Raw genomic sequence first — 13,236 nt, 5'->3', positions numbered from 1 at the left:
CGTAGATTATTTGGGCGCGACGGCCTGTGCGAGATGCGGGCCGGTGCCGCTGTCGACGACCTCGGGCAGCGAGCTGTCGATCGCTGCGGTCCAACCGCCGCCCAGCGCCTTGGCCAGCGCCACGTAGTTCTTCGCGAGCGTAGCGCGGCTCGCGAGCAGGCTGTCCTCGGCGGTGAATTGCGAGCGCTCGGCATCGAGCACGTCGAGGAACGTGCTGGAGCCGGTCTGGTAGAGCGAGCGCGACAGCCGCGCGGCCTCGCCATAGCGCCGCGCCGACTCGCTCAGGCTGCGGATGCGAATGCGCTCCTGGCCGAGGCTCACGATGGCGTTCTCGACGTCTTCGAGCGCGCTCAGCACCGCGCTGCGCCAGGCGACGTGGTATTCGTCACGCTGCGCTTCCGCGACCTCGACGGCGGCCTGCAGCTTGCCGCCGTTGAAGATCGGCACCGAGACGCTCGGGCCGATCGACCAGCCGATCGTCGAGCTCTTGCCGAGATCGCCGAGCTTCAGCGCCGTGGTCGAGACCGTGCCGGTCAGGCTGACATCCGGGTACAGCGCGGCGGTGGCTTGGCCGATCTTCGCGGTGAACTGCGCGACCTGCCGTTCGGCCTTGCGCACGTCGGGCCGCATGACCAGCACGTCGGCCGGGATGCCCTTCGGCAGCGGCAGGCGCGGCGATGGGATCGGTGTCGCGCGCGACAGGCGGAGATTCAGGGCCGTCGGGTCGCGGCCGAGCAGGACGCCGAGCCGGTGCACGGCCTGCTGATAGCTGCTCTCATAGGTCGGGATGGTTGCTTCGGTGCTGGCGGCCAGCGCGCTCGCCTTGGCGGTGTCGACGGCCGAGGCCGAACCGGCATTCTGCTTGCGCTCGGTCAGCGCCGCGGTCTCGCGCTGCGAGGCGGCAGTGCGCCGCGCCAGTGCCGCGCGCGCCTGGTAGGCGCGGGCATCGATGTAGTTGGAGGCGATGTCGCCGACCAGCGTCAGCAAGGTCGCGCGCAGATCGTCCTCGGCGGCATCGACGCCGTAGGTCGCGGCCTCGACCGCACGGCGGTTGGCGCCGAACAGATCCAGCTCCCAGCTCGAATCGAAGCCGGCCTGGTACTGGCTGTAGGTGGTCGGAGCGATCGCGATGCCGCTTGTCGAGCTGCTGGCGCTGCGGGTCTCCGTCGCGGTGCCGGTGCCGCTCACCGTGGGAAACAGCGCGCCGACGGCCTGGCGCTGCGTCGCCCGCGCCTCGCGGATGCGCGCCTTGGCGGCGGCGACGTCGAGATTGCCGGCAACCGCCTCGCTGATCAGTTGATCGAGCAGGTCATCGTTGAGGTTGCGCCACCAATGCGCGAGCTTCAGAATCTGCGCCGGCCGATTGCGGTCGCTGCTCCAGCGCTTCGGCACGCCGAACTCTGGCGTCACGTAATCGGGGCCGACGGCGCAGCCGGCGAGCAGCGGCGTGGCGAGGCAGAGTGCGAGCAAAACGGGCTTCACGGCGGCTGATACTATCGCGGTTCGAAAGGAGGCCGCGCCGGCTGGTCGGCCACGCCGCAGGACTTCCCCGTTGGTGTTTGTTTGATGCGCAGAGCCTAGGCAGGTTAACGATTGCGCAGGGTTAAGTCGCGTGAAGAAATGTTTCCGCCTTAACAATACAGCTTACTTTCGCCACGATCGCGCGCCGCTTCGGGCTGTTCTTTTCGACCAAAATCGACCATGTTCCGCGCATGATGTCGTCACACAATACCGTCGTGGCCGCAGACGCAAACATGCCGGCAGCCGCGCGCATTCTCTGCGTCGAAGATGACCGGGAGATTGCGGCGCTGCTCACCGAGCTGTTACAGGAGCACGGCTTCGCGCCGCGCTTCGTATCCTCCGCCGCCGCGATGAACGACCTCCTGCAGCGCGAGCAGGTCGACCTCATCATGCTCGACGTGATGCTGCCGGACGACGACGGCATGAGCATCTGCCGCCGCCTGCGTCAGATCTCGACCGTGCCGATCATCATGGTGACGGCGAAGGGCGAGGACATCGACCGCATCCTCGGCCTCGAGCTCGGCGCCGACGACTATGTCGTCAAGCCGTTCAATCCGCGCGAGCTGGTGGCGCGCATCCGCGCGCTGCTGCGCCGGTCGCAATTGCATCCGGCCGTGATCGCGGCGCGGCAGGCGCCGATGACGTTCGACGGCTGGCGCATCGAGCCGGCGACGCGTACGCTGTTCGATCCCGACCGCGTCAAGATCACGCTGACCAGCGCCGAGTTCGACATCCTGCTGGCGTTCTGCCGCAATGCCGGCCGCGTACTGTCGCGCGAGCAGCTGATCGAGCTGGCGCACGGCGGGCAGGCCGGGCCGGTCGAGCGCAGCATCGACGTTCACATCAGCCGCATCCGCCAGAAGATCGAGCCCGGCGCCAGGAGCTGGACCCTGATCAAGACCGTGCGCCTCGGCGGCTACGTCTTCACGCCAAGAGTCGAGACCATCGATGACGCCAGATAACAAGCCGTGCCCGCGCCTCGGCCTCACCACGCAGATCGTGACCTTGGCGTCGCTGTCGGTGCTGTTCGGCATGGTGCTGATGATCGCGGCCGCGCTGCTGTTTCTCGATCCGCCCGACGAGCAGGAATCGCCGGCCTACGGCATCGCGCGCGTCGCCGAGGCGGTGCACTTCGTCCGCGCCACGAATGATCCCGTGGCCGTCGACAGCAGCCTGTCGAGCCTGCGCAGCTCCGGCATCCAGGTCGAGCTGGTGCCGCTGACCTCGCTGACGCTGCTCGCCAAGCCGGTCAGCGACGTGCCATGGACCTCGCGGCTGGCTCGCCGTCAGCTCAGCGTGCTGCGTGACGTCACCTTGCTCCACGGCGTCGGCTATGGCGCGGCGCCGCCGACCCAGATCATCGTCCAGGTCGACGGCGAGCGTGCGCTGGTGTTCGACGACGTGCCGCGCCTCGAATTCTGGTCGATGGTGCTGAAGCCGACGGCGGTGTTCCTGTTTCTCATCCTGATCCTGGGCGTGCTGCTGTCGATCTACGCGGCGCGGGCGATCATCCGGCCGCTGTCGGAGATGGCGCGCGCGGCGGCCGCATTCGGCCGCTCGCCGGGCGCGCAGGAGCCGCTGAGCCGGCGCGGGCCCAGGGAGATCGCCCAGGTCGCCGAGGCGCTGAACGAGATGCAGGCGCGCATCCGCGCGCTGCTCGACGACCGCACGCGGATGCTGGCGGCGATCAGCCACGACCTGCGCACGCCGCTGACGCGGCTCAGGCTGCGCTCGGAGCGGATCGGGCAGGGCGAGATGCGCAGCGCGATGCTGCGCGACATCGACCAGGTCAGCCGCATGCTCGACGAGACGCTCGATTACCTGCGCGACGACACCAAGGCGGAGCAGCCGGCGCGGATCGAGCTGGCGAGCCTGCTCGAGACGATCTGCTGCGACTTCGCCGATGTCGGCCACGCCGTCACCTTCGATGGACCGTCGCGGCTGGTCTGCGAGGGCCGGGCCCGGGCGCTGTCGCGCGCCGTCACCAACGTGGTCGAGAACGCGGTCAAGCATGGCAGCGAGGTCGTGGTCAGCCTGTCGACCCTGGCCGACGGCATGATCGCGATCGAGGTCGCCGATGACGGTCCGGGCATTCCTCAGGCGCTGCAGGCGCGGGCGCTGGAGCCGTTCGTCAAGCTCGACCAGGCGCGCTCCGCCGGCGGCTTCGGCCTCGGCCTGTCGATCGCGCAGGAGATCATGAAGAAGCATGACGGCGGCATCGCGCTGATGCCCAACGCCCCGCGCGGCCTGCGGGTACGGCTGTCGCTGCCGCTGCGCCTCGCGATGCCCGCGGCGATCCCCGCCAAGGTGGCGTAGCAGACGCCACGAGGAGGAAACCCCGCCGGTGCTGATCCCGGCGGGGCCTTTGCGTTCGCCGATGTCGAGGGACGGCAATCAGCTCACGCGCTTCCAGGTCTGTCCGCCGCAGAACAGGCCGCCGAAGGCGCAGCCCTGGACCCGCAGCGTGTTCGGATTCTTGAGCACCACGGTGGAGTCGTAGTTGCCGCCGCCGTCCGGATCGTGGATGCGGCCGACCCATTTGCTGTCCTTCGGCTTCATGTTGATCAGGATCTTCTCCCGCGTCTTCTCGGCAAAGCCGCAGATGTTGGCGCCGCACGGCTCGATCACGACATTGCCCTTGCCGCCCTCGGTGGCCCACAGCCCGAGCGGCGAGTTCGGATCGGCTGCCGGCGCCGGCTGAACTGCGGCAGGCGCCGCGGCAACCGTGACCGGCGCGGGTGCCGGGGCTGGCTGTGGAGCAGGCGCGGTCGCCGCGACCGGCGCCGGCGCCGCCGGCATCTGCACGGTCGTGGATGGCGCAGCGGAAGCGGGCGATGCGGGGGCTGGCGCGGCCGCGGCTGGCGCGGTGGCGGCGGGCGCCGGCGCGTTGACGACCGGCGGAGCCGCCACGGGCGCCGCGACCGCGGGGGCCGGAGCGCCGGCCGCAGGCGCGCTGCCTGCCGGCGCATCGTCATCGTCGAGCTTGGATGATTTCAGCCCGCTGAGGTCGATGCCGGACACCTGCAGGCAGGACAGCGACTGGCAGTTGCGCGGCACGGTGACGCGGATCTTGTGTCCGTCGAAATTGAACGCGATCGAGCTGCCGGCCTGCGCGGCGCTGCTCGCGATCAGAACGGCTGCTGCGGCCAGATACACGGTCTTCATGAATGAGCTCCCTCGGACGGCGTCGTGAACCTGGAGGGAACTCTTAGACGCGGGTGACGGCGCGATCTGTGACAAGGGTCACAGCCGAAAGGCCAATGCGGCTGGGGCCGCACGCGGCCCACCGCGGCCCGTCAATCGATCGAGGTCGGATCGCAGCGATCAGATCATCCCGACGATGATCGCGCCGACGAATGCAAACACGACATACGTGACCACCATGCTCAGCCGATCGGCAAGGCTCATGGGACCGCTCCCGTTTCGCATCTCGCGCACCTGGCGTGCGCTCGCGCTTGACGCCTGCTCCGCAAAGCGCGCGCCACACATATCCGATCGGCATCGGCAAAAAAGACAGCGCGGTTGTCGCTTCCCCGTAAATGGACTGCCTTTCACGTCACGATGGTTTGCGCGCCGTAAATGGACGGCATTGACAGGTCCTTAAGCAAATTGCCGCAAACCTCTGCATATGACGCGCGGAGTTCGTTTGTATCTCGTCGGCTCCATCGTCCTTGTCTCGCTTGCGGGTTGCGGCCGTGGATTCTTCCAGGAGCGCGAGCCGTGGCGGGCCGAGGCCGAGATCGCCTGCCTGAAATCTGGCGCGGTGAAGGAGAGCGCGGATATCGTCCGCATCAATCCGATCTCCGGCCCCGGCATGTGCGGCGCCGACTATCCGCTGAAGGTGGCAGCGCTCGGCGAAGCGACCACGAGCTATGGCTTCGCCGATGAAAGCCTGCGTCCGCCGGCCGCGATCGGCGGCCAGCCGCGCTGGCCGATCAACCAGCCGCCGCAACGCTACGCCCCGCCCGCGACCTATCAGCCACAGGCGGCGCCGCAGCCCGCCTATCCGTCGTCGAGCGCGGCCTATCCGGGTCCGGCATCGCCGTCCTATGGCGCCCCTCCCGGCGCGCCACTGCAGCTCGAGCCGCCGGTCGGCGAGGACGACGTCAATCAGCCGGCCGACGCGGCCTATTCGCCCTCTGGCGGTCAGCCGGCCGCTCGCACCGCCTATCCGCAGCAGGAACCGCCGCCGCGGCTCGGACCGTCGCGCGATCCGGTCGGCACCGTCGGCCCGGTCGCGGTGAAGCCGACCGCGACGCTCGCCTGTCCGATCGTCTCGGCACTCGACCGCTGGATCGCGGAGTCGGTGCAGCCGGCAGCCCAGCGCTGGTTCGGCACCAAGGTCGTCGAGATCAAGCAGATCTCGGCCTATTCCTGCCGCGGCATGAACGGCAATCCGAGCGCGCACATTTCCGAGCATGCCTTCGGCAACGCGCTCGATATCGCCGCCTTCACGCTCGCCGACGGCCGCCGCATCAGCGTCAAGGACGGCTGGATCGGCCTGCCCGAGGAGCAGGGCTTTCTGCGCGACATCCAGGGCGGGGCGTGCCAGCAGTTCACCACCGTGCTGGCGCCCGGCTCCAACGTCTATCACTACGACCACATCCATGTGGACCTGATGCGCCGCGCCAGCCGCCGCATGATCTGCCAGCCAGCCGCGCAATCCGGCGAGGCGGTGGCGGCACGTGCGCAGCAGCGGCGCTATGGCTACGGCCAGCGCGAGCCCGACGTGACCAGCTCGATCCCGTCGCGCAAGCAGCCGCGCAGCATCGGCCAGCTGATCAACGAGGAAGACGAATTCCGGGACTATTGAGAGGGCGAATAGGGAACAGCGAGTAGCGAATCGGGATCGGGGCGATCACCTGCTCGCCATTCGCCATTCGCCATTCGCCATTCGCCCCTCCTGTGCGCGGCTGTGGATTTCTTTCGCCGTCAGCCGCGCCTGACCGCGCTCTGTCCCGCCCCGAAACGGAAACCCCGACGTCACGCGCTGCAGATTAGGAGTCCGTTGACCAGTTTTGCCGTCCGCCTTTGGCCGACACTAGACCTGCCACAGTCGCCAGGAACAAGGCGCGCGGGGTTCTGGTTGCTGCCGGATTGGGAGAGGCGGAGATGGCATCGTATCGCATCAAGGCGATTGGGGCGGGCTTCGAGGTCGGCACCGCCGAGCAGGCCGTGCTGGTCTGCCGCTCGCTGAAGACGGCACGCCGCGCCGTCGCCGATGCGCAGCGTCTGGAGCGGATGCCGCCGAAGCCGATTCCCTGGCGCACGCCGCCGGAGAGCGAGACGTCGGCTGGTGGAGCGGAGGATGCCGCGCGCAGCGAGGATGCCGACACCGAGGTTCTCGTCGTGTCGGATGGCCCGCCTCTGTGCTGCTGACTAGATCATGATGCGATTCCACGGAATCGCATCATGATCTCATCTCCTTGTTTGAGCATGATCTTTTCGGAAAACCGGTTTCCACTTTTCCGGATCATGCTCTAACCGGCGCGGAAGCGGCAGAACTGGAACTGCTGCGTCGAGTCCCATGGCGTGCGATGCACCTCGGTGCAACTGTCCTCCAGCGTGAAAGCAGGACCCAGCGCAGCGGCCAGTCCGTGGGCGTCGTAGCGGACGACCGGCAGTCCGCTGCACCTCTCCGGACCATCGGGCGCGAACGTGCCGATGATGACGGCCCCGCCGGTCACCACGGCCGCGCGCAGGCGGTCGACATAGGCGGCGCGGTCTTCGGGCGCGGTGAGGAAATGGAAGGCGGCCCGGTCGTGCCAGACATCGTAGCGCGCGTCCGGCGTCCAGGTGGTGACGTCGGAGGCGATCCACGTCACCCCGGCCGCCGCCGCGCCAAGCCTGCGGCGCGCCGTCGCCAGTGCCGCGTCGGAGATGTCGAGCACGGCGAGCGCGCCGTAGCCGGCCGCGAGCAGCGCATCGACCAGCCGCGAGGCGCCGCCACCGATGTCGATGATCCGCGATGTCGGTGTCGCACCGGCCTCGCGGATCATCCGCAGCGACGTCGCCGGGTCGTCCTGGTACCAGCTCACCTCGGTCTCGGCCTTGGTGGTGTAGACGTTCTGCCAATGGGTGGTGCGGTCGGACATGGTTTCGGTCCCGAGAAGAGGCACACATTATAGCACGCGACGGCTCGAACTCTTGCCCAGCCGGCGGTGAGTCCCCTCCCCCTTGCGGGGAGGGGTCGGGGGTGGGGGTCCCCACGCGCTGAACGTTCCATGGGGCACACTTCACGCGTGAACGATTTCACGCGTTCGACTGCGGTCGTTCGACGCGCGCGATGATTCTCCAGTGTTCTTGATAGATCGACTCTCCATCACGAACAGCGGGACTCGTGGTCCCCCACCCCCAACCCCTCCCCGCAAGGGGGAGGGGAGTTCACCGTCCGCGAGGAGAGGGCGTGAGACCTAGCAAGCTCCGCATCAAAACGTCCCTGCCACCGTCACCCGAAACGTCAGCGGCTCGATCGGGTGCAGCACGCGGTCCATCACGCCGGTCTGGCAGACCTGGGCCGGCGGCACCGGCGGGGGCGGCAACGGGGAGGTCGATGAGCCGTAGCACGCCTGGTAGAGCTGGTCAGTCGGCAGCAGCGAGCCGTAGCCGTAGGAGATCTGGCTGGCCTTGGTGTTGAGCAGGTTCAGCACGTCGAGCTGGATGCGCCAGCCATTGGCGTCGCGGAAGCCGATGCGGCCGTTGAACACGCTGGTCGGGGTGGAGCGGAAGTAGTTGTCCTCGGTCAGCGGCGTGGAGCCGAGATAGCGCCAGCGCAGACCGCCGAACCAGCCGGTCTTCTCGCCGAGCGTGATGCCGGCCGACGCGATCATCGCCGGCGCGTTGGGGATGTAGTTGCCGGGCGCATTGCCGAGCTGGGCCTGGGGGTAGCCTGCGAGCGAGGCGTAGACCGCCGCTTGGTCGGTGTTGTCGCCGACGAAGCGCGCATGCGTCATCGCCAGATCGGCATCGATGTCGATCCACGACGCCGGGCGGTAATGGTTGGTCAGCTCGAAGCCATAGCGCCGGCTCGGTCGGCTCGCCTCGGTGTTGCCGGCATCGCCCGAGAACAGGATCTCGGAATCCTGGTTGAGCAGGAAGAAGCTGAGCGACGAGTCGAGCCCCGGAATGATGCGCGTGCGCACGCCGACCTCGGCGCCCTTGGTGCGCACCAGAAGGGGCGAGGAGTCGATCCTGGTGCCCGGCGCAGCCGGATCGTCCGTAGTGGTCGCGCCGCGGGCATCGTTGCTGTGCATGCCATAGCCGGCGCCGACGAAGAACTCGGTCTTGTCGAACGGCCCGATCACCATCCTGAATTTCGGACTGCCGAGGCTGGCCGCGGCATCGCCGGTGTTGTTGCCGTTGGTCAGCGAATAGACGTGGGTCTGATAATAGTCGCCGCGATAGCCGACCGTGGTGCGCAGCCAGTCGGTCCAGCGCACGGTGTTCTCGACATAGAGCCCGACGCTGCCTTCGCCGACCTTGTCGGCGCGAACGACGCCGGTGCTCAAGGGATCGATGTCGGAGAGCAGCACCCGCTGACGCGTATTGGTCAGCGCCAGCGCGATGTCGTCGTAGCGCGTCTGGACGCCGAACGTCGTCTCCATGGGGCGGCCGGCGAAGCTGCCGTTCAAGGTGCGTGACGCATTGGCGCCGAGCATCAGCCGGTCGTCGTGCTGGTGAAACTGGTCGCCATAGGTCGGGTTGTTCAGCGCGTAGGTGAAGTTGTTGTAGAGATCGAGCTGGCTTTTCACCACGTAGGCGTTGGCCTTCCAGAAGCCGGCGTCGTCGGTGCCGGCGATGCGGCCGGACAGCGCGAAGCGGTTGGTCTTGCCGCCGTCGGTCGGATCGTATGCGTCGTAGCGGCCGAGATCGCCCGAGGTGATGGCGCGTTCCGGCACCTGGTCGGTCGAGGTCCAGCGGTTCGCATAGGCCATGCCGGTGATCGAGAAGCCGTCGGTCGCCGTGCCCTGCGAATAGCGCATCAGGCCGTTCAGCTTCTTGGCGTCGTCGGGCGTGGTCCAGGGTCCGTCATAGCGGCCGGCCTCGCCGGCGATCAGCAGATGGCCGTCGCCGACATGCACCGAATCCATGCCGAAGAAACGGCGATAGCCGAAGCTGCCCGCCGTCACCTGCGCGATCGCCTTGGGCACGCTGTCGATCAGGCCGATATGGACGCTGCCGGCGGAGGCGAAGTCGCCCTCGTCGGCAAAGTAAGGCCCCTTGCGCACGTCGACGCGGCCGATCGTCTCCGGCATCAGCCAGTTGAGATCGGCATAGCCCTGGCCGTGCGCGTGGGTGCGCATGTTCACCGGCACGTCGTCGACATGGAGCGCGAGGTCGGTGCCGTGGTCGAGATTATAGCCCCGCAGAAAATACTGGTTGGCTTTGCCTTCGCCGGAATGCTGCGTGACGATCAGGCCGGGCACTGCTTCGAGCACCTCGCCGGGCCGCGTGGCCGGGCGGGCGTTGATCTCCTCGCCTGATATCACGACCTCGCTCGCCATGCCCTGCGGCCGCGCGGGGCCGGAGCCGACATTGGGCGCGCCGGACGGTGCAGCCGCCGTCGTGGCGGTCGGCATCACATGCGCAGCCGCACCGGCCGCGCTCGGCTTCGGCGGCTGCGCCGCGCGCCGGACCAGCGGCTTGGGCTTGGCCGCGCGTCGGGGGGCGTCGACGTCGACCGTCGGCAACTCGGCAGGGGCCCGTTCCGGATGGGCGTTTGCCTGCTGCGCCAATGCCGCCATCAGCACGCCAACACTTGCCCCACGCCACCGCATCGTCACGCCCCTCGGTCTCGTCATCGGGCGTGCGTCATCATCTGCCGCGAGCCGTCGTTGGCCCGCGACACGCGCACTTGGTTCGCCCTGATGTCGAGTGTTAAAGAACGCTAAGGTGACACCAGTATGATGTCAACGTGAAAACATCATACTCATCTGGTGGATAGGCGCTTGCCGCGCAGATCGAGGAGACGGACATGCAGCGCCTGACGATCACGATCGACGACGATCTGCTCGCGGAGGTCGACGCCTTCATAGCCCGGCGCGGCTACGACAACCGCTCGGAGGCGTTTCGCGATCTGCTGCGCAGCGGCCTCGAAACGGCTGACGCCGGCGCCAGCGACAGCCGCCATTGCATCGCGACGCTGAGCTACGTCTACGATCACGCTGCGCGCGAACTGCCGAAGCGCCTGACGCAGGAGGCTCACGACCATTCCGGTCTCGCCCAGGCGACCCTGCACGTCCACATCGACCAGGAGAGCTGCCTAGAGGTCACCGTGCTCAAGGGCGAGCGCCGCGAGGTCAAGGCCTTCGCCGACCACGTCATCGCCGAACGCGGCGTCCGCCACGGCCACGTCGCGATGATGCCGGTCGATCCGGCGCATGACCACGGGCACGCGCATAGTCATAGCCACGCCCATAGTCATAGCCATTCGCATTCCCACACGACCAAGAGCGGTAAGAAGTAGAGCAGAAAGAGATTTGGCACACTGCCGGCCAAATCCTCCAATGTCATGCCCGCCCCCCGGGTCTCGCCTTTGGCGAGCCCGAGGGCAGGCTCCGGCGGGCATCCAGTACGCCATGACGTCGCGTGTCATCACAGCCGCCGCGGAATACTGGATCGCTCGGTCGGGCCGGGCGACGACAGTTGAGGTTTTGGCGCGGAGCCTGCCCACTCTCTGTCAATGCGAGGCGCTCTTGCGCCGAAGCAATCCAGACTCTTCCCGCGCCTCTGACTGCTTCGCTTGTGTTGGCGACAGGGTAGGGTGGGCAAAGGCGCGCCCCCGATGCCGCTGATCATACGTGATGCATCGCGCGCGGTGCCCACCATCCCGCTTTCTCGTGCGCGGGGCGATGGTGGGCACGCGACCGACCTGCAGGCGGCTACTTTGCCCACCCTACAACTGATGTTTCCGATACCCATCAGATGGCCCGCACGGCTGCGCGTGACATCGTCGGGGCGGCGTCGAGCAACTGCTCCGAGCGCTCCCAGAGCCGGCGGGCCAGCGCCCGGTCATGCGCCTGCGGATGCCGTCGGCGAAACACCTAGCGCCTGGTCCGACCGGGACAATGGCAGATAGCGTCAATCCTAGATTCACCATTGGCCACGTGCGGATGCGGCGCGGACGATTTTGCCGGGGCCCAGAGATCATAAAGGCGCTACGGTTGTGACCATGAGCAGCGGCATCCCGACAGGCAAGACTTACCTTGGATTCTGTCTACTATGGACCGGTGTGATCTGCGTCGGTGGGCCGCTCTGCTTTGCGACTCTAGCGGCTGGTCACGTGATTTCTGGCGTCACTGCAATTCTGCTCGCTGGTTATGCGTTTTTCCGACACAGCAGATCGATTGGCCGACGCGCCAAGCGAGCAATTCGTCGACCCTCGTCGGTGCTGAGGCGCATTTTGGACCAGCAGCGAGACGTTGTTGGCGACGACAGTTCTCGTTAAGCAGCGGCTTAGTCAACAGTCTCGTCCCGAAGCGGACATTGTTCATCGCGGCCTTATCGAACGAAACGCAATCCATCTCGCCGCCGACGATCTTTCGAGCCAAACCTTCATACGCTCGCTTACCCAATGGAGCGTATGCTCACGAGCGATGTCCGTGCCCGGATGTCGATCTGCGCGGAAGGAATGTGTGCCCTGGACCTGCAATTCGGGCGTAGGCCGGACGGCGAGAGCCCACAACCGAGGCATCTGCGCCAGAAGAGTGGGGTCGTGGGGGCATCCCAAAATGTAGTCCTCTGGTTCGCCTGTCTCGGGATACGACATCGGCTCATTGGTGTCCGTGCTCCAAGTCTGCCAATCGAGGCGGACGACTTTCCCATACTGAGTCTGCTCGAAGTCAAAGCCAGTCAACTGGCTGCGTTCAAGGTCACGTCGAAATTCGTCGGTGACGATGATGAAGCCGAATGGCTGGGTCATCGGCGGCACATATGGGCCAGTGCGCAAGATGCGGATGATCGGCGGCCCGACGCACTCGGTCGCTTCAACGAGGCCGTTCAAAAGAATATCGCCGTAGTCACCCCAGGGAGATCCGACGGATTCCATAGCGAAGAACTTTGACATGGTAGGCCCAGGATGCGCGGCTGCCGAGCTTCGATTGCCCCAATCCGCAACCGCTTGCAAGGTCGGCTCGCGACCCTTCTCGGACGCTAGGCTCCTTCCGCGGATACGGCGCCGAGGTATCGTCGCCCGCTGCTGCTGCGGTCGCGCGCGGTTAAAGCCGGCTGCGCGCAGAATTCGATTTCGTTTGCCCGATCAAACTGATTTGCCCTGTCCAGTCCCTCGCGCAAAAATTTTGATCTTCCATTTTTCCGAATTTCATGGTTGTCTACCGCCATCCCGCCTCGATCGAAGAGGGACGTTTCGCGGTCGTCACGAGCGTTGGAGGCGGGGAGCGGTGGCCTGTCGGCGCGCAGCGCGCTGAAATCGCGAGCGGACGAACGCGACCGGCAGGACGATGAAGTCGTATGGTCCTGGCGCCCCGATGCTGGCGCCAAGTTGGCGACGATGCCCAGCGCATCGCGCTGATGACGGTGGCTACAAGCCCGGACACCGGGGAGACTACGTATAAGTCGTAAGCCCATCGCGCAGGGAGGGCCGGGTGATCTCGGCTGAACCTGTGGTACCTGCCGCCTGCATTTTTTTGAGCAGGCGGGCCACGGGCGCGGCCAGCGCCCGGCCTTCCCTGCACCCTCCGATCGATTCGAGGGTGA

At 66.9% G+C, this 13,236-nt stretch carries 10 protein-coding genes; 5 read left to right on the top strand and 5 right to left on the bottom strand.

Translation table 11 applies throughout. From position 1 onward, the window contains the following. Positions 1-6 precede the first annotated feature (6 nt). On the bottom strand, positions 7-1,482 hold the full coding sequence (locus tag ACQR03_RS19015; RefSeq protein WP_316192826.1) for an efflux transporter outer membrane subunit: 1,476 nt from the start codon (positions 1,480-1,482) through the stop codon (positions 7-9). A 230-nt stretch (positions 1,483-1,712) separates the two neighbouring features. Here ACQR03_RS19015 and ACQR03_RS19010 point away from each other — a divergent pair, with 230 nt between their 5' ends. Both ACQR03_RS19010 and ACQR03_RS19005 read left to right on the top strand, forming a co-directional pair. After that, a complete protein-coding gene (locus ACQR03_RS19010) occupies positions 1,713-2,483 on the top strand; it encodes a response regulator (protein ID WP_316201731.1) in 771 nt (256 codons plus the stop codon). Beyond that, positions 2,470-3,837 (top strand): ATP-binding protein, encoded by a 1,368-nt coding sequence (locus ACQR03_RS19005; protein ID WP_316201732.1) that lies wholly within the window; start codon positions 2,470-2,472, stop codon positions 3,835-3,837. The genes ACQR03_RS19010 and ACQR03_RS19005 overlap by 14 nt, the downstream gene beginning before the upstream one ends. 78 nt (positions 3,838-3,915) lie before the next feature. On the opposite strand, the gene ACQR03_RS19000 is transcribed toward ACQR03_RS19005, so the two are convergent. After that, the gene (locus ACQR03_RS19000) at positions 3,916-4,686 is read right to left on the bottom strand and encodes a DUF2147 domain-containing protein (RefSeq protein ID WP_316201733.1); all 771 of its coding nucleotides are present in this window, start codon (positions 4,684-4,686) and stop codon (positions 3,916-3,918) included. A gap of 463 nt (positions 4,687-5,149) precedes the next feature. On the opposite strand from ACQR03_RS19000, the gene ACQR03_RS18995 reads away from it, so the two are divergent. Then, positions 5,150-6,334 (top strand): extensin-like domain-containing protein, encoded by a 1,185-nt coding sequence (locus tag ACQR03_RS18995; RefSeq protein ID WP_315769194.1) that lies wholly within the window; start codon positions 5,150-5,152, stop codon positions 6,332-6,334. Positions 6,335-6,633: 299 nt separating this feature from the next. Further along, the gene (locus ACQR03_RS18990; RefSeq protein ID WP_315713457.1) at positions 6,634-6,900 is read left to right on the top strand and encodes a hypothetical protein; all 267 of its coding nucleotides are present in this window, start codon (positions 6,634-6,636) and stop codon (positions 6,898-6,900) included. A gap of 101 nt (positions 6,901-7,001) precedes the next feature. Here the strand turns inward: ACQR03_RS18990 and ACQR03_RS18985 are convergent, their stop codons facing one another. Next, the gene (locus tag ACQR03_RS18985) at positions 7,002-7,616 is read right to left on the bottom strand and encodes a class I SAM-dependent methyltransferase (protein ID WP_315825287.1); all 615 of its coding nucleotides are present in this window, start codon (positions 7,614-7,616) and stop codon (positions 7,002-7,004) included. Between the two features lie 333 nt (positions 7,617-7,949). Next, positions 7,950-10,322 carry a TonB-dependent receptor domain-containing protein gene (locus ACQR03_RS18980; RefSeq protein WP_434841429.1) on the bottom strand — a complete coding sequence of 791 codons (2,373 nt, stop codon included), beginning with the start codon at positions 10,320-10,322 and terminating at the stop codon, positions 7,950-7,952. 173 nt (positions 10,323-10,495) lie between these two features. Here ACQR03_RS18980 and nikR point away from each other — a divergent pair, with 173 nt between their 5' ends. Then, positions 10,496-10,987 carry a nickel-responsive transcriptional regulator NikR gene (gene nikR / locus ACQR03_RS18975; RefSeq protein WP_434841428.1) on the top strand — a complete coding sequence of 164 codons (492 nt, stop codon included), beginning with the start codon at positions 10,496-10,498 and terminating at the stop codon, positions 10,985-10,987. 1,023 nt (positions 10,988-12,010) lie between these two features. On the opposite strand, the gene ACQR03_RS18970 is transcribed toward nikR, so the two are convergent. Then, positions 12,011-12,586 (bottom strand): hypothetical protein, encoded by a 576-nt coding sequence (locus ACQR03_RS18970; RefSeq protein ID WP_316159281.1) that lies wholly within the window; start codon positions 12,584-12,586, stop codon positions 12,011-12,013. Between the last annotated feature and the right edge of the window lie 650 nt (positions 12,587-13,236).

This window comes from Bradyrhizobium sp. HKCCYLS3070, from assembly GCF_051167575.1.
Taxonomy (GTDB): Bacteria; Pseudomonadota; Alphaproteobacteria; order Rhizobiales; family Xanthobacteraceae; genus Bradyrhizobium.
The sequence above is the reverse complement of the archived record's forward strand: the minus strand, read 5'-3'. Positions and strand labels throughout refer to the sequence as shown.